This is a genomic window from Amycolatopsis methanolica 239, assembly GCF_000739085.1.
Lineage (GTDB): Bacteria > Actinomycetota > Actinomycetes > Mycobacteriales > Pseudonocardiaceae > Amycolatopsis_E > Amycolatopsis_E methanolica.
In genome coordinates, this window is the sequence record NZ_CP009110.1 from 4,974,048 (window position 1) to 4,993,138 (window position 19,091).

Sequence of the window (19,091 nt, forward strand, 5' to 3'; positions counted from 1 at the left end):
TTCCGTAGCCTGCGCGCTCCACCTCGACCGCGCGGTCCGGGTCCACTTCGTGCTCGCGCAGGTGCGCGCCGAGCAGACCGAGATCGATGTCCATGTCCCGACTCCAGCACCAGGGCTCGCCGGGAACCAGAACCAGGGCTGCCGCACAGCGATAATCTGGAGGCATCGTCGCAGGGGAGACCGGGTGGAACTACGGGCGTTGCGGTACTTCGTCACGGTCGCGGACGAGCTGCACTTCGGACGGGCCGCCGAGCGGCTGCACATCGCTCAGCCGGCGGTCAGCAGGCGGATCGCGGCACTGGAGCGCGAGCTGGGGGTCCGCCTGTTGGACCGCTCACCGCGCCGCGTCCGGCTGACCGAGGCGGGACGCCGGGTGCTCGCCGCCGCGCGGGAGGCGCTCGCGGCCGTCGATCGGGTTCGGGTCGCGGCACGCGAGTGTGCAGGTGTCATGCGCATCGGGACCGGCGCCGGGCAGTTCACCGCCCGGCTGGAACGCGGGATCGACGCGTTGCGGGAAAGGCCCCGGGATTCGACGTCGTGCTCGTCGACCTGCCGCTGACCGCTCGCTTGAACGCTCTGCGGCAGGGGGAGATCGACCTTGCCCTGGCAAGGGAGGTGCGTTCGGCGCCCGGGCTGCGGGTGTTGCCGACCTGGACCGAGGCCTTGTTCGCGGTCGTGTCGACCCGGCAGCCCGCCGCCGGCCGCGCGGTCGTCGGCGTTGCCGAACTGGCCGCCGGTCCCCTGAAGACTTCCCAGGACCACGACCCGTCGGTGCTCAGCGCGCTGCCCGACGTCGGACTCCAGGGACCACCGGCGCACCGCGCGGGGACGGTGCACGACAGGATCGTCGAGGTCGGCTCCGATCCGCGCAGCTGGACCGTGCTGCCCGCCGACCAGGTGATCGAGATCCGCTCCACCCGGGTGCGCGCGATCCCGCTCGAGCCGCGAACGACGATCGCGGGCAGCGTCGTCGTGCCGGGCGACCTCCCGTGCGCCTGCGCAGCAGCCCACGTGACGGCCTTCGGTGACGGCACGGCCGCCTGATCCCAGAGGCCCCAGGCCCGGCCCTACCTAGCGCGCCACGGCCGCCTTCGCATCGTCGTAGGCTCGGCGCGCGGCTTCGACCTCCGCCACCCGGCCCTCGACCAGCTCGATCAACTCCCGCAGCCGGCCGGCCACCTCGGCGCCGAGCGGCGTCAGGCTGTACTCGACGCGCGGTGGGATCGTCGGCTCGGCCTCGCGGTGCACGAAACCGTCGCGTTCGAGCGCCTGCAACGTCTGGGCCAGCATCTTCTCGCTGACGCCGTCGACCTTGCGGCGCAACGCGTTGAACCGGAACGGCCCCTCGGCGAGCGCGGCCAGCGCGAGCGTGCCCCAGCGCCCCGTCACGTGCTCCAGCACGCCGCGCGACGTGCACGCGCGTGCGAAGACGTCGGCGACCAACTGGTCGTGCTCGGCGTCGCAACTCATGACACCGAGGATACCTGGTGGCGCCCACGATTCCCGGTGACGGTACTCACCCATAGTTGGCACTTTCGAGAAGTTAGTACTAACTTCGCCGGTGAGCAGACGTCCGAGAAGGAGCGAGAACATGACCATCGTCGTCACCGGCGCCACCGGCCAGCTGGGCCGCCACGTCGTCGCCGGGTTGCGCGAAAAGCTGCCCGCCGGCCAGATCGTCGCCGCGGTGCGCAGCCCGGAGAAGGCCGCGAACCTGGGCGTCGAAGTGCGGAAAGCCGACTACGACCGGCCGGAGACGCTCGCGACGGCGTTCGCCGGCGCGAGCAAGGTGCTGCTGATCTCGGGCAACGCGGTGGGCCACCGGGTTCCGCAGCACCAGGCCGTGGTGGACGCCGCGAAGGCGGCCGGTGTCACGCACCTGGTCTACACGAGCGCGCCGCACGCGGACGACACCCCGCTGGTGCTGGCGCCCGAGCACAAGGCGACCGAGGAGATCATCCGCGCGTCCGGCGTGCCGTTCACGATCCTGCGCAACAACTGGTACACCGAGAACTACGTGCAGAACGCACAGCAGGCCATCGCGACCGGCGTGCTGATCGGCAGCGCCGGCGCGGGCCGGGTCGCGAGCGCCACGCGGGCCGACTTCGCCGCGGGCGCCGTGGCGGTCCTCACCGGCGAGGGGCACGAGGGCAAGGTGTACGAACTGGGCGGCGACGTCGCGTGGACGTTCGACGACCTCGCCGGCGAGATCTCCACCATCGCGGGCAAGGAGATCCGCTACCGCAACCTGACCGCCGACGAGCACCGCGCGGCGCTGGTCGAGGCCGGGCTGCCCGCGGAGACGGCCGGGTTCGTGGTGGCACTCGACCAGAACATCGCCGAGGGCACGCTCGCGGAGGTGACCGGCGAGCTGTCGGCGCTGATCGGGCGCCCGACGACCCCGCTGGGCGAAGGTCTTGCCGCTGCGCTGAAGGAAGCCTGAGGAAAGTCCACTGTGGAGTGGCGCCGGTGGGGATCTCCGCTGCCGGCGCCCTGGGTGGCACGAGTGATGGCCGGGGTTGCGCGCGCACAGGTTGAGAACGAGTGTGGGGGCGAGCTCGAACGGGTGCGTGGGTGGGCGGTGCTCCCGTTGTGCTTGACTGCGCCCATGATCTCGGAGAGCGGCGCGTGCCCGGTGCCGGACGGGGAGTTGCACGTCGAGCGGAGCGGGGCCGGCCCGGCGCTGCTCCTGGTGCCCGGGGGAACCGGGGCGGCCGCCTCCTACCGGGCCCTCGCCGAGCAGCTCGCGACCCGCTACACCGTTCTCGGGTACGACCGGCGTGGGCACTTCGGCAGCACGGACTCCACGGACGGGCCGCTGACCGTCGCGCGGCACGCTGATGACGCGCGTGCTGTCGTCGAGCATTTCGGCTACAGCAAGGCTCTCGTGTTCGGCAGCAGCGCCGGCGGTCAGATCGGGCTGGAGCTCGCCGTCCGGCACCCCGACGTCGTCAGCGGGCTGGTCGTCCACGAGCCGCCCGCCGTCGGCCTGCTGCCGGACGCCGACGAGTGGCTCGAGTTCGCCGCAGAGCAGGCCGCCCTCAGCGCGGACGGCGACGTCTTCGCGGCGTTCCAGGGGTTCCTCGGCTCCATCGCGGGCGCCGGGCTGCCCCCGCTGAAAACCGTGCGCCTGCCGCACGAACACGAGTGGCGCCTGCTGTTCGACCGCGAACTCGTCGGCTTCTACCGCTACCTGCCGGACCTCGACGCACTCCGCCGCGGCCCGGTGCCGATCGTGCTGACCGCGGGCGAAGGCAGCCGCGGTTACTACCACTACCGCCCGGCGCGCGCGCTCGCCCTCGAACTGGGCTTGCCGTTCGTCGAACTGCCCGGGGCGCACCTCGCCCCCCAGCGCAACGCGAAAGCGTTCGCCGATGCCCTGAACACCGTTCTCGCCGACCTGGTCCTCTGACCACCACACCCGAAACCTGTCGAGTTCCTGTGAAAGGCGGTCCGCGCGCCGCAACGCGCGCTATCCTGACTCCACACGGCCGGTGTCATCCTCCCCAGTTTCACACCGGCCGGTGCTCCGGCGCTTACCTCCCCCTCGGGCGCTGGAGCGAGGCCCCCGGGCCGCGCCTTCCTCCCCCAGTTTCGGCGCGGCCCGGGGGTCTTCTCACTTCTGCGAGCCGGGCGCGACCACGCGCACGCCGTCCTGCCACACCTCGCGGATCCGTCCCGGCAACGCGGCCAGGTCGTAGGCGTCGCCGGACACGACCACCAGGTCCGCGCGGAAACCCGGTTCCAGCCTGCCTAGCGACTCACCGAACCCGAGCAGCTCCGCAGCCGACGACGTCGACGCGGCGAGCACCTCGCCGGGGCTCATGCCGGCCGCCTGCATCAGCGGCAGCTCTTCGAGGTTCGTGCCGTGCGGGCCGACGCCGCTGTCGGTGCCCATCGCGATCTTCACCCCGGCTTCGACCGCGCGGCGGATCGACGATGCGTGCACCTCCGCCACGTCCTCGGCCTTGCGGATCATCTCGTCGGTCAGCGCCGCGCCCGCCCGGGCCGCGCGGATGACCGCGATCGGCGCGATCAGCGTCGGCACCAGCCACGTGCCGTGCGCGAGCATCAGTTCGATGGCCTCGTCGTCGAGGTAGATGCCGTGCTCGATGGACCGGATCCCCGCCCGCACCGCGTTCTTGATGCCCTCGGTGCCCTGCGCGTGCGCCATCACCGCCTTGCCCTGCATGGCGGCCTCGGCGACCAGCACGTCCAGCTCGGCCGGGGTGAATTGCGTGTGCCGCGGGTCGTCACCGGGCGAGAGCACCCCGCCGGTCGTGCACACCTTGAGCACGTCGGCGCCCGCGCGCAGCAACTCCCGCGCAGCCTTTCGCATCTCGTCCGGCCCGTCGACGACCGTGGACGGCCGCCCCGGGTGCGGCAGCGTCAACGGAACGCAGTGCCCCGAAGGCATCCAGTCGTCGCCGTGCCCACCGGTCTGGCTGATGATGCCGATCGAGATCTCCAGCCGCGGGCCGCTGATCAGCCCGTCCGCCTGAGCCTTCTTGATGCCGAGGTCCGCGCCGCCCGCGTCGCGCACCGTCGTGATCCCCAGTTCGAGCGTGCTGCGCAGGTTCCGCGCCGCCTCGTAGAACTGGTAGGAAAACGGTTTCTGGAACAGCTTGATCAGGCTGATGTCGGACACGGTGACGTGCACGTGGCAGTCGAACAGCCCGGGCAGCAGCGTGGTGCCCGCGCAGTCGACGACCTCGTCGGCGTCCAGGCCGGTGCCGATCGCGGCGATGCGGCCGTCCTCGACCACCACGTCCGCGTCGAACGGGTCGCTACCGGTGCCGTCGAAGACGCGGCCGCCGGCGAACAGGATCCGGGTCATGCCGTCGCTCCGCTCAACCGCCGCGCGGCCAGCGACGAGAGCAGCGCCGCGCCGTCGGCGACCACGCTGTCGTCGAACGATGCCTCCGGGGAATGGTTGTACGGCGCGGAGTCGGGGTCCTCGGCGAAAGTCGCCCCGAGGAACACGAACGCGCCGGGGACCCGGTCCAGCACGCGGGAGAAGTCCTCCGAGCCGGTGACCGGATCCGGCGCCTCCGTGAACCGCTCCTCGCCGAACACCTCGCGCACGGTCTCGGCGACGAACTCGTGTCCGCCCGGGTCGTTGACCGTGACCGGGTACTCGGGCGAGTAGATGACCTCGGCTTCCAGGCCGTGAGCCGCCGCGATGTCCCGGCACAGCGGGACGGCCAGCTCCGCGACCCGTTCCCGCGCCTCCTTCGAGAAACTGCGGATGGTGGCCTCGAAGCGGGCCTCCGGCGGGATGATGTTGCGCTGGGTGCCTGCGTGGAAGGTGCCGACGGTGACCACGACCGGGTCGAACACGCTGAACCGGCGGGTGACCATCGTCTGCAGCGCGGTCACCATCTCGCAGGCGGCAGGCACCGGGTCGAGCGCCACGTGCGGCCGGGACCCGTGCCCGCCCGCGCCGAGGACGCGGACGAACAGCCCGTCGGCGGCGGCCATGATCGGGCCGGGGCGGGACACGAACCGGCCGCGCGGGATCATCGCCGACACCACGTGCAGCCCGTAGGCCTCGGCGACCGGACGGCCTGCCGCGTCCAGGACGCCTTCGGCGATCATGTGCCCGGCGCCGTCGTGGCCCTCCTCGCCGGGCTGGAACATGAACACCACGTCCCCCGCCAGGCGGTCGCGGTGCGCCGACAACAGCCGCGCGGCGCCGACGAGGCCGGCGGTGTGCAGGTCGTGCCCACACGCGTGCATCCGCCCCTCGTGCCGGGAACTGAAGGCGGCGCCGGTGTTCTCGGTGACCGGCAGCGCGTCCATGTCACCGCGCAGCAGCACCACATCGCCGTCGCCGCCCTGCCCGCGCAGCACGGCGGTGACGGACGAGAGCCCGGTGCCGGTGCTGATCTCCAGGGGCAGCCCGTCGAGGGCCCGGAGAACCGTCTCCTGGGTGCGGGGCAGGTCGAGGCCGAGTTCGGGCACCTGGTGGAGTGCGCGCCGCAGTGCCACGAGGTCGTCGGACATCGCGTGCGCGTCTTGCCTGAGATCCATCCCGGAAGCGTAACCGGAGTGCGGGCTCTGCCCCAGCCGCGCGAAGACGCCCTCCACCGGGCGCATCCTGGCACACCGGACGAATCCGGCAACCGTTGTCAAGATCGGCTTGCGGGAGAAAACTTTCCGGCCATGACCGCCCCGCTGTCGATGACCGCCCGGCTCGACCGGTTGCCCGTGACGCGCTTCCACCGCCTGCTCATCGCCGTCGTCGGGGTGGCGACCTTCTTCGACCTCTACGACCTCTTCCTCGCCAGCACCGTGAGCACCGTGCTGTCCAAGGAGTTCGGCGTGTCCGGCGCGGCGACCAAGCCGCTGCTGGCGTCGGCCTTCCTGGGCGCCTTCGTCGGCGCGGTGACGCTCGGCAGGCTGGCCGACCGCATCGGCAGGCGGCGCGCCTTCCTGCTCACGCTCAGCGTCTACTCGCTGTTCACGCTGCTCGGCGCGTTCTCCACGGACGTCTGGATGCTGGTGGTCTGCCGGTTCGTCGCGGGCATCGGCATCGGCGCGGAACTACCCCTCGCCGACGCCTACCTGGCCGACCTGCTGCCGGCGCACGCCCGCGGCAGGGCCACCGCCTGGGCCTACACCATCGGCTTCTGTGGTGTTCCCGCCGCCGGGTTCCTCGCGCGCGGTCTGGTCGGCGAGGCGCCGCTCGGCGTCGACGGCTGGCGCTGGCTCTTCGTGATCGGGGCGCTCGGCGCGGCGATCGTGTGGGCGCTTCGCGCCGGTCTGCCCGAATCGCCCCGGTGGCTCATCGCGCAGGGACGGCACGCCGAAGCCGAGGAAGTCGTCCAGCGACTGGAAAAATCCGCACGCACGACGCTCGACGTGCCACTGGCGAGCCACGAAGAAGCGCAGCCGCAACGGTTCCGCGCGCTGCTCCGCAAGCCGTGGCGCACGCGCACCGCGATGCTGTCCGCGTTCCAGGTCCTGCAGGTGTTCGGCTACTACGGCTTCGGCTCGCTGGTGCCGATCATCCTGACCGCCAAGGGTTTCGACGTCGCCCACTCGCTGACGTTCAGCGCCCTGTCGTTCCTGGGCTACCCGATCGGCTCCGCGTTGTCGATCCCGCTGATGGACCGCTTCCAGCGCAAGTGGCTCATCGTCGCGGCCGCGGCGGGCATGGCGGTCTTCGGGCTCGCCTTCGGCTACTCCACCGGCGGCGCGGCCATCGCGATCCTCGGCTTCTGCTACACCGCGGTCAGCAACGTGTTCTCCAACGCCTACCACGCCTACCAGGCGGAGATCTTCCCGACGAGCCTGCGCGCGTCCGCCGCGGGCTCGGCCTACTCGCTGTCCCGCCTGGCGACCGCCGCGATGCCCTACCTGCTGCTGCCGCTGCTGGAGGCCGAGGGCGCGACCGCGGTGTTCGTGGCCGTCGCGCTGGCGATGGTGCTGCTCATCCTGATCACCGCGGTGTTCGGCCCGCGCACCACCGGCCGGTCGGTCGACGAGATCGCCGGTGAGGCGGTCACAGCCAGTCGTCCGGGCCGGCCCAGCTGAGCACGTCCGCCTTGACCGGCGCCGCGCCGGTGTACTGGCCGCGGTAGTAGAGCAGCGGCCGCCCGTTCGACGCCTCCCCCAGCGCCGTGACGCGTCCGACCACGACGAAGTGGTCACCCGCCTCGAACACGGTCTCCACGGCGCAGTCCACCCAGGTCAGTGCGTCCTGCAGCACCGGGGAGCCGGACGGCGCCGGCTCCCACTCGACGGCGGCGAACTTGTCCGCGCCGCGCGCCCCGAACACCGCGCTGACCCGGTGCTGCCCCTCCGCGAGGACGTTGACCGCGAACCGCCCGCTGCGCTCGATCGCAGGCCACGTCCGCGATTCGCGGGCCGGGCAGAACAGCACCAGCGGCGGGTCCAGCGACAGCGCGGCGAACGACTGGCACGCGAACCCGGCGGGCTCGCCGTCGTCCATCGTGGTCATCACGGTGACCCCGGTGGCGAAGTGCCCGAGCACCTGGCGGAAACGCGCCGGCTCGATCGCGGACGAGATCACTTCCGCATCCCGACGCTGAAGTCGTGGCCCCACAGGCTGACCGCGGTACTCTCGCGCGCGATCCACGACTCGTCGTCGACCTGGCGGCCCTCGCAGCCGAACTCGACGTCGAACCCGCCCGGCGTCTTCATGTAGAACGACAGCATCAGGTCGTTCACGTGCCGCCCCAGGGTGGCCGACATCGGCACGTTGCGCCGCTTCGCGCGGTCCAGCGCCAGCCCGACGTCGTCGGTGTTCTCCACCTCGACCATCAGGTGCACGATCCCGCTCGGCGTCGGCATCGGCAGGAACGCCAGGCTGTGGTGGCGCGGGTTGCAGCCGAAGAACCGCAGCCACGCCGGCGGCCCGTCGGCCGGGCGGCCCACCATCTGCGGCGGCAGGCGCATCGAGTCGCGCAGCCGGAAGCCGAGCACGTCGCGGTAGAACCGCAGCGCCGCGTCGTCGTCGTGCGTGGACAGCACGACGTGCCCGAGGCCCTGCTCGCCGGTGACGAACCGGTGCCCGTACGGGCTCACCACGCGCCGGTGCTCCAGCGCGACGCCGTGGAACACCTCCAGGGTGTTGCCGGACGGGTCGTCGAAGCTGATCAGCTCAGTGACGCGCCGCTCGGCCAGCACCTCGGCGCTGCCCTCCTTGTACGGCACGCCGCCTGCGTCCAGCCGCGCCCGCACCTCGTCCAGTTCGGCGGCGTTGGCGGCCTCCCAGCCGGCCACCGCGAGCCGGTCGCTCTCCCCCGGCACGATCACCAGCCGCGCCGGGAAGTCGTCCATCCGCAGGTAGAGCGCGTCCGGGTGCGAGCCCTTGCCCTCGACCATGCCGAGGACCTTGAGCCCGTACTCGCGCCAGGCGGCCATGTCGGTCGCCTCGATGCGCAGGTACGCCAGTGAGCGGATGCCCATCTCATTCACCTCGCAGGAAGTCGAGTGCCAGGCGGTTGAACTCGTCGAACTTCTCGACCTGGGCCCAGTGTCCACAGCGGCTGAACACGTGCAGCTGCGCGCGCGGGATCGTCTTGAGCGCGACCAGCGCGCCGTCGAGCGGGTTGACGCGGTCCTCGCGGCCCCAGATCAGCAGCACGCGTTGCCGCAGCTTGTAGGCCTCACGCCAGAGCATGCCCTGCTCGTAGTCGGCGCCCGCGAAGGACGCGCCCATCGCGCGCATCGCCGCGAGCGACTCGGGCGTGCTCGCATTGGCGTAGCGTTCCTCGACCAGTTCGTCGGTGATCAGCGCCGGGTCGAACACCATGAGCCGCAGGAACGCGGCGAGCTTCTCCTTGCTCGGCCCCGGTGGCGCGGCGAACCGGCCGAGCGCCTTGACCCCCTCGGTCGGGTCGGGTGCGAACAGGTTGGTGCTCAGCCCGCCCGGCCCCATCAGGACGAGCCGCCCGGCGCGGTCCGGGTGGTCCAGCGCGAGCCGGACCGCGGTGCCGCCGCCGAGCGAGTTGCCGACCAGGTGCGCCTTGCCGACGCCCAGCGCGTCGAGCAGGCCGACGACCGCGGTCGAGCTGTGCGTGAAGTACTGCGGGTGCTCGGTCGGTTTGTCCGACCTGCCGAACCCGGGCTGGTCGACCGCGAGGACGCGGAAGGACTTGGCGAAGACCTCGATGTTGCGGGAGAAGTTGCTCCACGCCGAGGCGCCTGGCCCGCCGCCGTGCAGCAGCACCACGGTTTCCGCGTGCTCGGTGCCGGCCTCGTGGTAGTGCAGCCGCAGGCCCCCGCCGACCTCGGCGTACTTGCCCTCGGTCACGTCACACCATCGCATTCTCGACGGGCACGCCGAATTCACCGTTGCCGTACATGATGTAGGCGCGTTCCGGGTCGTTCGCCGCGTGCACGCGGCCGGCGTGCGCGTCGCGCCAGAACCGCTGGATCGGCGTGCCCCGCTTGAGCGCGCGGCCGCCGGAGTTCTCGAAGAGCCGGTCCACGGCGGCGATCGCGCGTTCGGTGCCGCGCACCTGGTCGCGCCGCACCCGCAGCCGCGTGGCGAACGGCAGCTTCTCGCCGCGGCAGGCCAGCTGGTACAGCTCGTCGATGTTGCGGGTCAGCTGCAGCCACGCGGCGTCGATCTCGCTGGCCGCCTCGGCGACCCGCACCTTCGCGAACGGGTCCTCTTTGGACTGCTCGCCCATGTAGGCGGCGCGGACCCGGTTGCGCTGATGCTCCACGTGCGCCTCGTACGCGCCCTGCGCCATGCCGATGATCGGCGCGGTGATCGTCGACGGGTGCACGGATCCGTACGGCAGCTTGAACAGCGGACCGGGGTTGATCCGCTGCCCCGGGGTGCGGCACTTCGAGGTGGCCTGGAAGCTCAGCGCGCGGTGCGCCGGGACGAACGCGTCCTCGACGATGATGTCGTTGCTGCCGGTGCCGCTCAGGCCGACGGTGTCCCAGACGTCCTCGATCCGGTAGTCGCTGATCGGCAGCAGGTAGGTGCAGAAGTCGACCGGCCTGCCCTCGGCGTCGAACGCGGGCGCGCCGAGGAACACCCAGGTCGCGTGGTCGCAGCCGGAGGAGAAGCTCCACCGGCCGGTCAGCCGGTACCCGCCGTCGACGACGGTGGCCTTGCCCATCGGCGCGTAGGACGACGAGATGCGCACGTCGACGTCCTCGCCCCACACGTCCTGCTGCGCCTGCGGCTCGAACAGCCCGAGGTGCCATGGGTGCACCCCGAGGATCGAGGCGACCCAGCCGGTGGACCCGCACGCGCTCGCCAGCAGCTTCACCGCGGTGTAGAAGGTCACCGGGTCGGCCTCGTAGCCGCCGAAGGTCTTCGGCTGCAGCAGCTTGAAGAACCCGGTCTCCTGCAGCGATTTGATCGACTCGTCCGGAATGCGCCGCGCGTCCTCGGTCTCCTGGGCCCGCTCCCGCAGAACGGGAAGCAGCTCCCGGACCCCGGCCAGCACCCCGCGACCATCCTGATCGGTCATCTGCACGCCCCGTCCGTCATGTCTTTTCTCAGTCATCAGCAAGACTAGAACACGTTCTCGTTTTTGTCATCAAGCAGCCCGTCGAGCTGCGGAAATTCCCGCTCTGCGCCCGGAAAACACGCAGTCGGCAAGCGAGAGGCCGCTCACGTAGGACTTGGAACAGATTCCCACCGCGGACCGGCCCGCCGCGTACAGCCCGGCGATGCCCGCGCCGTCGGCGTCCCGCACCTGGCCGGTCGACTCGTCCACCACGAGCCCGCCGAGCGTGAGCATCGGGCAGGGGAAACCCAGGCTGGGCTTGATGGAGACGTCGATCAGCGAGAACGGCGCCGCCCGCACCGGCCGCACGTACTCGGCCGGCTTGCCGGCCGGGTCCGCGGCGCCCGAGTCCGCGGCCGCGTTGTAGGCCTCGACGGTGGCGGCCAGCCCGGCCGGGTCGACCCCGGCCTTGCGCGCCACCTCGTCCAGGGTCGCCGCGGACACCCGGCCCCGTTGCAGCAGGTAGCGGGCCTGCAGCCACTGGAACCACTGGCTCTCGCGCCGGGCGGTGCGGCGGGCCTCGGCGATCGTCTCGGCGTCGGCGAGCAGCCAGCCCTTGCCGTCGTGCTTGCCGATCATCACCTCGCCGACCGCGGCGCCGTAGCGGGACTCGTCGATGATCCGCCGCCCGTCCTGGTCGACCAGGACGCCCTTGAGCATCGCGCTGGGCGGCGTGACGAACCGCCACGCGGAGATCCGGTGCATCTCGCCGGTCGCCGCCCCGACCGCGGTGCCGAGCCCGATGCCGGAACCGTCGTCGGCGATCGTGCCCAGCGCCAGCCCGCCGCGGTAGGCCGGGGCGTGCTCACGCACGAGCTCGCGGTTGAAGATGAACCCGCCCGCCGCGATCACGACCCCGCGCCGGGCGGTCAGTTCCACCTCGCGCGCGTACCGCCGTTCCAGCCGCTCGATCCGGTGCTGCAGTGCCTTGCGCACGCTCGGCACGTAGATCCCGGGCTTCGCGGCGTACCGCGCCATGCGGGCGTGCGCGGCGCGGACCCGGGCGGGCGCGTCGCGCATCGTGCGGGCCCGGACACCGCTCACGACGCCGTCCTCGACGATCAGCGACTCGACCCCGGTGCCGGGCAGGACGCGCACCCCGCGGTCGCGTGCCGCCTGGGCCAGCCGGGCGAACAGCAGCTTGCCCGACGTGCCCGGGCCCTTCGTGCGGTGCCCGCGCGCGGCCGGTTTGGCCAGGTCGCGGAACCCGCCGGCGGACTCGCTGCCCGAGTAGTACAGGTAGTGGTCGTCGTTGGGGTAGGACGTCTTGTACGGACACAGGCTGCCCTCGAACGGCACGCCGTTGCGCTCCAGCCACTCGATCATCGCCGGGCTGGAGTCGCAGAAGCGCCGCAGCGTCTCCTCCGACACCGCCTCGCCGACCTCGAGCCGCAGGTAGTCGTACATCGCGTCGACGGAGTCGCCGACCCCGGCCTCCCGCTGCTGGGCGGTGCCCCCACCCGCGTAGACGATGCCGCCGCTCAGCGCGGTCGCCCCGCCACCGCCGAAGCGGTCCAGCACGAGCACGTCCGCGCCCGCGTCGGCGGCCTCGATCGCCGCACAGGCGCCGGCCGCCCCGAACCCGATCACGATCACATCCGCCGTCTGGTTCACACCCGCTACCCTAGAACTGAAACACGTTCTCGTCTATCGTGACCGACAAGGCGGCGAACAGGCGCTCAGCGAAGTGGAACACGTTTCAGCGGAGGTGGCATGACCGACGAGTTCGACGTCGTGGTGGTCGGCAGCGGCGCCGCCGGCATGACCGCCGCCCTCACGGCCGCCGACGCCGGCCTCTCCGTGGTGGTGATCGAGAAGGCCCCCAAGTTCGGCGGGTCCACGGCCCGATCGGGTGGCGGGGTGTGGATCCCGGGCAACGAGGCATTGTGCGCGGCCGGTGTGGCGGACACGCCGGAGGCGGCGCGGGCCTACCTCGACGCCATCGTCGGTGACGTCGTGCCGGCCGAGCTGCGTCAGGCGTTCCTCGACCACGGCCCCGAGGTGGTGTCGTTCGTGCACCGGGTCACGCCGCTGCGACTGCAGTGGGTGCCCGGCTACTCCGACTACCACCCCGAAGCCCCCGGCGGGCGGGCCGGCGGCCGGTCGGTCGAGCCGAAACCGTTCGACGGCAAGCTGCTCGGCGACGAACTGGGCAACCTGGAACCGCCCTACAGCGGGGCGCCGCTGGGCGTGCCGATCACCCAGGCGGACTACCGCTGGCTGAGCCTGCTCGCCCGGCACCCCAAGGGCGCGCTGCGGGTCCTGCGCATCGGCGGGCGCTGGCTCACCGGGCTGGCCCGCGGCAAGCGTTTGCTGTCGATGGGCCAGGCGCTGGCCGCCGGGCTGCGCGCCGGGCTGCTCCGCGCCGACGTGCCGGTGTGGCTGGAGACCCCGTTGACCGACCTGGTGACCGAGGACGAGCGGGTCACCGGGGTGGTGGTCCGGCGCGACGGGCGCGCGGAAACCGTGCGGGCACGTCTGGGGGTCGTGCTCGCCGCGGGCGGGTTCGAGCACAACGAGGAGATGCGCGCGAAGTACCAGCGCAGCCCCATCGGCACCGAGTGGACCGTCGGCGCGAAGGCCAACACCGGCGACGCGATCCTGGCCGGGTTCAAGCTCGGCGCGTCGGTCGCCCTGATGGACGACGCCTGGTGGGGCCCGACGATCCCGCTGACCGGCGGGCCGTGGTTCGCCCTCGCCGAGCGGTCCCGGCCGGGCTGCATCCTCGTCAACGCGCGCGGCGAGCGGTTCGTCAACGAGTCCGCGCCCTACGTCGAGGCCGTGCACGCGATGTACGGGCCGGGCGACGGGCCCGGTGAGAACATCCCCACCTGGCTGATCTTCGACCAGCGCTACCGCGACCGGTACATGTTCACCGGCGTCGGGCCGCGGCAGAAGCTGCCCGGCCGCTGGTTCAAGGCCGGGATCGTGGCCAAGGCGCCCACGCTGGGCGAACTGGCCGCCCGCATCGAGGTGCCGACCGCGGCCCTGGAGTCGACCGTCGAGCGGTTCAACGGCTTCGCCCGGCGCGGTGTAGACGTGGACTTCCGGCGCGGGCGCAGCGCCTACGACCACTACTACGGAGACCCCCGCCACAAGCCGAACCCCAGCCTCGGCCCGCTCGACAAGGCCCCGTTCTACGCGGTCAAGATCGTGCCCGGCGACCTGGGCACGAAAGGCGGGCTGCGCACCGACACCCACGCCCGCGTGCTGCGCGAGGACGGGTCGGTGATCCCCGGGTTGTACGCGGCCGGGAACACCAGCGCCGCGGTCATGGGACACACCTACGCCGGGCCGGGCGCCACGATCGGGCCCGCGATGGTCTTCGGGTTCCTTGCCTCACGCCACCTGGCCACCCAGAATCGCACTGGAGGTCGATGATGACTGAAGTCCGCACGATCGCCGCGGGTGCGCCGCCGGCGCGGTTCGCGCGCGGCTGGCACTGCCTGGGGCTGGCCGAGACGTTCCGCGACGGGAAACCGCACGCCGTCAACGCGTTCGGCACCAAGCTCGTGGTGTTCGCAGGCGAGGACGGCAAGCTCAACGTCCTGGACGCCTACTGCCGCCACATGGGCGGCGACCTGAGCCAGGGCAGCGTCAAGGGCAACGAGGTGGCCTGCCCGTTCCACGACTGGCGCTGGGGCGGCAACGGCAAGTGCGTGTCGATCCCCTACGCCAAACGGGTTCCGCTGCGTGCCCGCACCCGGTCGTGGATCACGCTGGAGGAGAACAAGCAGCTCTTCGTGTGGCACGACCCGCAGGGCAACCCGCCGCCGCCGGACGTCGTGATCCCGCGCATCGACGGCATCTTCAGCGGCGAGTGGAGCAACTGGACCTGGGACTCGGTGCTGATCGAGGGGTCCAACTGCCGCGAGATCATCGACAACATGGTCGACATGGCCCACTTCTTCTACATCCACTACGCGTTCCCGACGTACTTCAAGAACGTGTTCGAGGGCCACATCGCCACGCAATACCTCAACACCAAGGGACGGCCGGACGTCGGGATGGCGTCCAACTACGGCGGCGAGGACAACCTGCTGCGCTCGGAGGCCTCGTACTTCGGGCCGTCATACATGATCAACACGCTGCTCAACACGTACAAGGGCTTCGAGATCGAGAACGTGCTGATCAACTGCCACTACCCGGTCACGCCGACCTCGTTCGTGCTGCAGTGGGGCGTCAGCGTGAAGAAGCTGCCGGGCGTGTCGGACGAGCAGGCGGACAAGATCGCGGGCAAGTTCGCCAAGAGCATCGGCGTGGGTTTCCTGCAGGACGTGGAGATCTGGAAGAACAAGACCCGCATCGACAACCCGCTGCTGTGCGAGGAGGACGGCCCGGTCTACCAGCTGCGCCGCTGGTACGAGCAGTTCTACGTGGACGTCGAGGACGTCACCGAGGACATGACGCGGCGCTTCGAGTTCGAGGTGGACACCACCAAGGCCAACGAGGTGTGGGCGCGGGAGGTGGCCGAGAACCTGGCCCGTCAGCAGGAGGCGGGGGTCGCGGGATGACCACCGCCGAGTGCACCGAGTTCCTGGCAGGCGGCCTGCGGCCGCACGCGTGCGCGTCGTGCGGCACGTGGGTGCTGGTGAAGAAGAACAGCGTCAAGCACACCAGCATCCAGTGGACGACCGATGCCGGCAGCTGCCCGGTGTTCGCGCAGGAGGTGGCCGAGGGGCGCAACACCGCGCTGCTGGACACCTGTCCGAAGCTGGTGGACAGCATCGTCGCGGCGGTGCGGGACGGGGAGTTCGGGGTTCTCGATGCCGGATAGCTACACGCTGACCGTCGCCGAGGTGATCGCGGAAACGGCCGAGGCGTCGTCGATCGTGTTCGACGTGCCCGCCGAGCATGCTTCGAAGTTCGCGTACCGGCCGGGGCAGTTCCTGACGTTGCGCGCGGGTGATGCGGCGCGGTGCTACTCGTTGGCCAGCGCTCCGCACGAGGGCTCGCGGCTCAAGGTGACGGTGAAACGGACCGAGGGCGGGTACGGGTCGAACTGGTTGTGCGACAACGTCTCCGCCGGTTCCACTGTGGACGTCCTGGCCCCGGCTGGGGTGTTCACGCCCGAATCGCTGGACGCCGACCTGTTGTTGATGGCCGGCGGCAGCGGCATCACGCCGGTGATGTCGATCCTGAAGTCCGCGCTGGCCTCCGGCGGCGGGCGGATCGTGCTGGTGTACGCGAACCGGGACTCCCCGTCGGTGATCTTCGCGTCCGAGCTGGCCGCGCTGGCGCGGGAGCATCCGGAGCGGCTGGTGCTGGTGCACTGGCTGGAAAGCGTGCAGGGGCTGCCATCGGTGACGCAGCTGCGTGAGCTGGTCCGGCCGTACGCGGAGTTCGAGGCTTTCCTGTGCGGGCCCAAGGCGTTCATGGCGGCCGGGAAGCAGGCGTTGAAGGACCTCGGGATGCCGCGCAAGCGGATCCACCTGGAGCGGTTCGTCTCGCTGGGCGGGAACCCGTTCGAGGACAAGGCTGCCGCCGCAGCTTCGGAGGAGGCCGGGACGACCGCGCTGTCCGTCGATCTGGACGGCTCGCAGCACTCGTTCACCTGGCCGCGGCAGGAGAAGCTGCTGGACTTCCTGCTGGCCCGCGGGCTGGACGCGCCGTACTCGTGCCGCGAAGGCCAGTGCAGCGCGTGCGCGTGCCGGATCGTCTCCGGTGAAGTGAAGATGCTGAACAACGAGGTCCTGGATTCCGAGGACATCGCCGACGGCATCGTGCTGGCGTGCCAGTCGGTACCGTTGACCGACGAGGTGTCGGTCACCTACGAGTAGGAGTTGCCGCGTTGCCCATCGATCCCGACGTCGCCATCGGTGCCGAGCTCGACGAGCTGACGTTCGCCTGGACGCCGTCCGACGTGCTGCTCTACCACCTGGCGCTGGGCGCGGGCGCCCGGCCGGTCGATCCGCGGGAGGTGCGCTACACCTACGAGCGGGACCTGCGGGTGCTGCCGACGTTCGCGACGGTGGCGGCGAACCTGCGCATCTACGAGCCGCCCGCCGTGTCGTTCCCCGGCATCGAAGTCGATCTGGCGAAGGTGGTGCACGGGACGCAGGCGGTGACCGTGCACCGGCCGATCCCGGTCGAGGGCAAGGCGGTCGCGCGGACGCGGATCGTGGACGTGCTCGACAAGGGCAAGGCGGCGGTGATCGTCAACGAGACGTCGGTGGTGTCGACGGACGGGGCGCCGTTGTGGACGGCGCGGTCGAGCATCTTCGCCCGCGGTGAGGGCGGGTTCGGCGGTTCGCGGGGCTCTTCCTCGCGCGTCGAACTGCCGGACCGGGAGCCGGACGCGGTGATCGACACGCCGACGCTGCCGCAGCAGGCGCTGATCTACCGGCTGTGCGGCGACCGGAACCCGCTGCACATCGACCCGGAGTTCGCCCGGTCGGCGGGGTTCGAGGCGCCGATCCTGCACGGGCTGTGCACGTACGGGATGGTCGCCAAGGGCGTCACGGACGCCATGCTGGACGCCGACGTCACGCGCGTCGGGTCGTTCTCCGCGCGGTTCGCGGGCATCGTGCTGCCCGGGGAGACGTTGCGGACACGGGTGTGGCGGACGGACGAGGGCCTGGCGCTGACGACGACGGCCGTGGAGCGGAACGCGCCGGTGCTGGCGGACGCCCTGCTCACAAGCCGCTGACCAGCATGTAAGCCATGCCGACGCCCATCAGGGCGCGGCAGACCTGGCGGACCGCGCGGTGGTCGCGCAGGCTCTCGGTGCGGGCCCAGCGCGCGCCGAGGATGCCGGAGCGGACGCTGTCGACGGCGAAATAGCCGATGGCGGCCAGCGCCAGCACGGGCCAGGCGAGCCGGCCGGGTGTCATCGCCATCCAGGGCCCGTCGTGGTGGCCGGGCATCGCGGTGATCATGTACAGCATCGCCGCGGCGGACACGAGGTGGTGCATGGCACAGCACCGGCGCCCCCGCAGCGCGGCGACCAGGAACCAGCCGGCGGTGAGGACCAGGATGGCCTGCCACCCGGCCGCCGGAATGGGCCCCCCGAGCGGCGAGACCATCGCGAGCATCGCCAGGACCATCAACAGCTCGGCGACGTCCTGCTGGCGGGTGTCCGGGGTGGTCGTGAGGGCGTCCAGGCGCACCAGCCGGACCACGCTGGGAACCGCCAGCAGCGCGAACGCCACCGTGAGGCTCCACGCAACCAGGACCGGTATCTGCACGTCCTCAAGTTCGCCCATGAACGTGTGTGTGCGCTAGAGGTCATCGAGGTGAATTCCACACCGCGAGACGGCGCAACCGGTGACGGACCGGCCGGACGGGAGGCCAGTGGCGGACGACGCCGCAACGGAAATGCTGCGGGGCTGCCCGCACTTGCTGGTCTTGGCCCTGGCCGCCCGCTTGGTGTACCGGCTGCACCGCCGCCTGTGGCCGCGCCTGCGGTGGTGGATGCTTTTCGTTTGCCCCGTACAGCCCCGAGACGTCCTGTTGCTCCGAGCACCCGGACGGCTGGCCGGCCTGGTTCCCGGTTCCCGTCCACTGAACCGACACGGCGCAGCTGGTGGGCGACGCGCGAGGGGGGAGAGAGATCAGGTGGAGCCTGCCGACACGGCCCGCGGAAGCGCGGGAGGGTGCCTTAGCGCGGTGCTGTACGCCCTCATCGGGTTCGCGTGGTTCTTCGCGGCGCAGCACGCCGTGTGGTGGTATGCGCGGGCGTGCCACTCGAATCCCATGCCCGGCGTGATCCTCGTTCTCGGGCCCGCGTTGCTGGTCGACTGGATCGTCATGGCGCTCGCCGTGTGGGGGCTGCACAAGCTGCACCGCCGCCTGTGGCCGCGCCTGCGCGGGTGGACGCCGGGGGTGCTGCTGGTGGTGGTCCTGCTGCTCACCTGGCTCTATTGGGTCGCGAACATTCCACTGTTCGTCTTCCCACCCGGCCTGGAGCCGACGTGCTACCCGGACGGCTGGCCGGGCTGGATCCCGGTCCCCGGGTACTGAAATCGCCGGTGTTTCACTGCTTCTATGACGGGAACCACACACCGTAGGCGACGTCAGGAAAGGACGAAGGACGATGCCGGCCACCGAACCGATCACCGACCAATCCGTCATCGAGGACACCACGTT

The 19,091-nt window shown here is 71.2% G+C and carries 19 protein-coding genes and 1 pseudogene; 11 read left to right on the forward strand and 9 right to left on the reverse strand.

Features of this window, described 5'->3' with window-relative positions:
- Positions 1-184: 184 nt before the first annotated feature.
- Both AMETH_RS42745 and AMETH_RS42750 read left to right on the forward strand, forming a co-directional pair.
- Positions 185-559 (forward strand): LysR family transcriptional regulator, encoded by a 375-nt coding sequence (locus AMETH_RS42745; protein WP_410468213.1) that lies wholly within the window; start codon positions 185-187, stop codon positions 557-559.
- Positions 538-1,044, forward strand: coding sequence for a LysR family transcriptional regulator substrate-binding protein (locus AMETH_RS42750; RefSeq protein WP_410468214.1), 507 nt, complete (start codon positions 538-540; stop codon positions 1,042-1,044). The genes AMETH_RS42745 and AMETH_RS42750 overlap by 22 nt, the downstream gene beginning before the upstream one ends.
- Before the next feature lie 27 nt (positions 1,045-1,071).
- Here the strand turns inward: AMETH_RS42750 and AMETH_RS24220 are convergent, their stop codons facing one another.
- Entirely contained in the window at positions 1,072-1,470 is a 399-nt protein-coding gene (locus AMETH_RS24220; RefSeq protein ID WP_017983756.1) for a winged helix-turn-helix transcriptional regulator, read from the reverse strand.
- Positions 1,471-1,591: 121 nt separating this feature from the next.
- Here AMETH_RS24220 and AMETH_RS24225 point away from each other — a divergent pair, with 121 nt between their 5' ends.
- Both AMETH_RS24225 and AMETH_RS24230 read left to right on the forward strand, forming a co-directional pair.
- Positions 1,592-2,443 (forward strand): SDR family oxidoreductase, encoded by an 852-nt coding sequence (locus AMETH_RS24225; protein ID WP_017983757.1) that lies wholly within the window; start codon positions 1,592-1,594, stop codon positions 2,441-2,443.
- Positions 2,444-2,608: 165 nt separating this feature from the next.
- A complete protein-coding gene (locus AMETH_RS24230; RefSeq protein ID WP_017983758.1) occupies positions 2,609-3,412 on the forward strand; it encodes an alpha/beta fold hydrolase in 804 nt (267 codons plus the stop codon).
- A gap of 204 nt (positions 3,413-3,616) precedes the next feature.
- Here AMETH_RS24230 and AMETH_RS24235 read toward each other — a convergent pair whose 3' ends face one another.
- A complete protein-coding gene (locus AMETH_RS24235; protein ID WP_017983759.1) occupies positions 3,617-4,837 on the reverse strand; it encodes a metal-dependent hydrolase family protein in 1,221 nt (406 codons plus the stop codon).
- The gene (locus AMETH_RS24240) at positions 4,834-6,033 is read right to left on the reverse strand and encodes a M20 metallopeptidase family protein (protein ID WP_026153322.1); all 1,200 of its coding nucleotides are present in this window, start codon (positions 6,031-6,033) and stop codon (positions 4,834-4,836) included. The genes AMETH_RS24235 and AMETH_RS24240 overlap by 4 nt, the downstream gene beginning before the upstream one ends.
- A gap of 132 nt (positions 6,034-6,165) precedes the next feature.
- Between AMETH_RS24240 and AMETH_RS24245 the strand changes: the two genes are divergently transcribed.
- Positions 6,166-7,539 carry an MFS transporter gene (locus tag AMETH_RS24245; RefSeq protein ID WP_017983761.1) on the forward strand — a complete coding sequence of 458 codons (1,374 nt, stop codon included), beginning with the start codon at positions 6,166-6,168 and terminating at the stop codon, positions 7,537-7,539.
- Here AMETH_RS24245 and hsaB read toward each other — a convergent pair.
- The 5 genes and pseudogenes from hsaB to AMETH_RS24270 all read right to left on the reverse strand — a co-directional run bounded on the left by hsaB (position 7,508) and on the right by AMETH_RS24270 (position 12,617).
- The gene (hsaB, locus tag AMETH_RS24250) at positions 7,508-8,038 is read right to left on the reverse strand and encodes a 3-hydroxy-9,10-secoandrosta-1,3,5(10)-triene-9,17-dione monooxygenase reductase subunit (RefSeq protein ID WP_017983762.1); all 531 of its coding nucleotides are present in this window, start codon (positions 8,036-8,038) and stop codon (positions 7,508-7,510) included. The two genes, AMETH_RS24245 and hsaB, sit on opposite strands and share 32 nt — an antisense overlap.
- Positions 8,035-8,937, reverse strand: a complete 903-nt coding sequence (hsaC, locus tag AMETH_RS24255; RefSeq protein ID WP_017983763.1) for an iron-dependent extradiol dioxygenase HsaC — start codon at positions 8,935-8,937, stop codon at positions 8,035-8,037. Before hsaC ends, hsaB begins: the two co-directional genes overlap by 4 nt.
- Position 8,938: 1 nt before the next feature.
- Positions 8,939-9,784, reverse strand: coding sequence for a 4,5:9,10-diseco-3-hydroxy-5,9,17-trioxoandrosta-1(10),2-diene-4-oate hydrolase (gene hsaD / locus AMETH_RS24260; RefSeq protein WP_017983764.1), 846 nt, complete (start codon positions 9,782-9,784; stop codon positions 8,939-8,941).
- 1 nt (position 9,785) lies between these two features.
- On the reverse strand, positions 9,786-10,964 hold the full coding sequence (hsaA, locus tag AMETH_RS24265; protein WP_026153323.1) for a 3-hydroxy-9,10-secoandrosta-1,3,5(10)-triene-9,17-dione monooxygenase oxygenase subunit: 1,179 nt from the start codon (positions 10,962-10,964) through the stop codon (positions 9,786-9,788).
- Between the two features lie 44 nt (positions 10,965-11,008).
- Positions 11,009-12,617: pseudogene (locus AMETH_RS24270) on the reverse strand (FAD-binding protein).
- Positions 12,618-12,716: 99 nt separating this feature from the next.
- Here AMETH_RS24270 and kstD point away from each other — a divergent pair.
- Genes kstD through AMETH_RS24295 form a run of 5 tightly spaced genes read left to right on the forward strand, consistent with a single transcriptional unit; the run spans position 12,717 to position 17,652 of the window.
- Entirely contained in the window at positions 12,717-14,384 is a 1,668-nt protein-coding gene (gene kstD, locus AMETH_RS24275) for a 3-oxosteroid 1-dehydrogenase (protein WP_017983767.1), read from the forward strand.
- On the forward strand, positions 14,381-15,517 hold the full coding sequence (locus AMETH_RS24280) for a 3-ketosteroid-9-alpha-monooxygenase, oxygenase component (RefSeq protein WP_410468215.1): 1,137 nt from the start codon (positions 14,381-14,383) through the stop codon (positions 15,515-15,517). Before kstD ends, AMETH_RS24280 begins: the two co-directional genes overlap by 4 nt.
- A complete protein-coding gene (locus AMETH_RS24285) occupies positions 15,514-15,780 on the forward strand; it encodes a hypothetical protein (RefSeq protein ID WP_017983769.1) in 267 nt (88 codons plus the stop codon). The genes AMETH_RS24280 and AMETH_RS24285 overlap by 4 nt, the downstream gene beginning before the upstream one ends.
- Positions 15,770-16,783, forward strand: a complete 1,014-nt coding sequence (locus tag AMETH_RS24290) for a ferredoxin--NADP reductase (protein ID WP_017983770.1) — start codon at positions 15,770-15,772, stop codon at positions 16,781-16,783. Before AMETH_RS24285 ends, AMETH_RS24290 begins: the two co-directional genes overlap by 11 nt.
- 11 nt (positions 16,784-16,794) lie before the next feature.
- Positions 16,795-17,652: a MaoC/PaaZ C-terminal domain-containing protein gene (locus AMETH_RS24295; RefSeq protein ID WP_017983771.1), complete on the forward strand. Its 858-nt coding sequence runs from the start codon at positions 16,795-16,797 to the stop codon at positions 17,650-17,652.
- On the opposite strand, the gene AMETH_RS24300 is transcribed toward AMETH_RS24295, so the two are convergent.
- Positions 17,639-18,208: a DUF5134 domain-containing protein gene (locus AMETH_RS24300; RefSeq protein WP_017983772.1), complete on the reverse strand. Its 570-nt coding sequence runs from the start codon at positions 18,206-18,208 to the stop codon at positions 17,639-17,641. The two genes, AMETH_RS24295 and AMETH_RS24300, sit on opposite strands and share 14 nt — an antisense overlap.
- 403 nt (positions 18,209-18,611) lie before the next feature.
- On the opposite strand from AMETH_RS24300, the gene AMETH_RS24305 reads away from it, so the two are divergent.
- Positions 18,612-18,965: a hypothetical protein gene (locus AMETH_RS24305; protein WP_017983773.1), complete on the forward strand. Its 354-nt coding sequence runs from the start codon at positions 18,612-18,614 to the stop codon at positions 18,963-18,965.
- The last annotated feature ends 126 nt before the right edge of the window (positions 18,966-19,091 follow it).

Excerpts from the sequence above, each read along its gene's own strand:
- kstD (WP_017983767.1), top strand. The coding sequence starts at position 12,717 with ATGACCGACGAGTTCGACGTCGTGGTGGTCGGCAGCGGCGCCGCCGGC.
- AMETH_RS24280 (WP_410468215.1), top strand. The coding sequence starts at position 14,381 with ATGATGACTGAAGTCCGCACGATCGCCGCGGGTGCGCCGCCGGCGCGG.
- AMETH_RS24285 (WP_017983769.1), top strand. The coding sequence starts at position 15,514 with ATGACCACCGCCGAGTGCACCGAGTTCCTGGCAGGCGGCCTGCGGCCG.
- AMETH_RS24240 (WP_026153322.1), bottom strand. The coding sequence starts at position 6,033 with ATGGATCTCAGGCAAGACGCGCACGCGATGTCCGACGACCTCGTGGCA.
- hsaA (WP_026153323.1), bottom strand. The coding sequence starts at position 10,964 with ATGACCGATCAGGATGGTCGCGGGGTGCTGGCCGGGGTCCGGGAGCTG.
- AMETH_RS24230 (WP_017983758.1), top strand. The coding sequence starts at position 2,609 with ATGATCTCGGAGAGCGGCGCGTGCCCGGTGCCGGACGGGGAGTTGCAC.
- AMETH_RS24235 (WP_017983759.1), bottom strand. The coding sequence starts at position 4,837 with ATGACCCGGATCCTGTTCGCCGGCGGCCGCGTCTTCGACGGCACCGGT.
- AMETH_RS24245 (WP_017983761.1), top strand. The coding sequence starts at position 6,166 with ATGACCGCCCCGCTGTCGATGACCGCCCGGCTCGACCGGTTGCCCGTG.
- AMETH_RS24290 (WP_017983770.1), top strand. The coding sequence starts at position 15,770 with ATGCCGGATAGCTACACGCTGACCGTCGCCGAGGTGATCGCGGAAACG.
- AMETH_RS24300 (WP_017983772.1), bottom strand. The coding sequence starts at position 18,208 with ATGGGCGAACTTGAGGACGTGCAGATACCGGTCCTGGTTGCGTGGAGC.
- AMETH_RS24225 (WP_017983757.1), top strand. The coding sequence starts at position 1,592 with ATGACCATCGTCGTCACCGGCGCCACCGGCCAGCTGGGCCGCCACGTC.
- hsaC (WP_017983763.1), bottom strand. The coding sequence starts at position 8,937 with ATGGGCATCCGCTCACTGGCGTACCTGCGCATCGAGGCGACCGACATG.
- AMETH_RS24220 (WP_017983756.1), bottom strand. The coding sequence starts at position 1,470 with ATGAGTTGCGACGCCGAGCACGACCAGTTGGTCGCCGACGTCTTCGCA.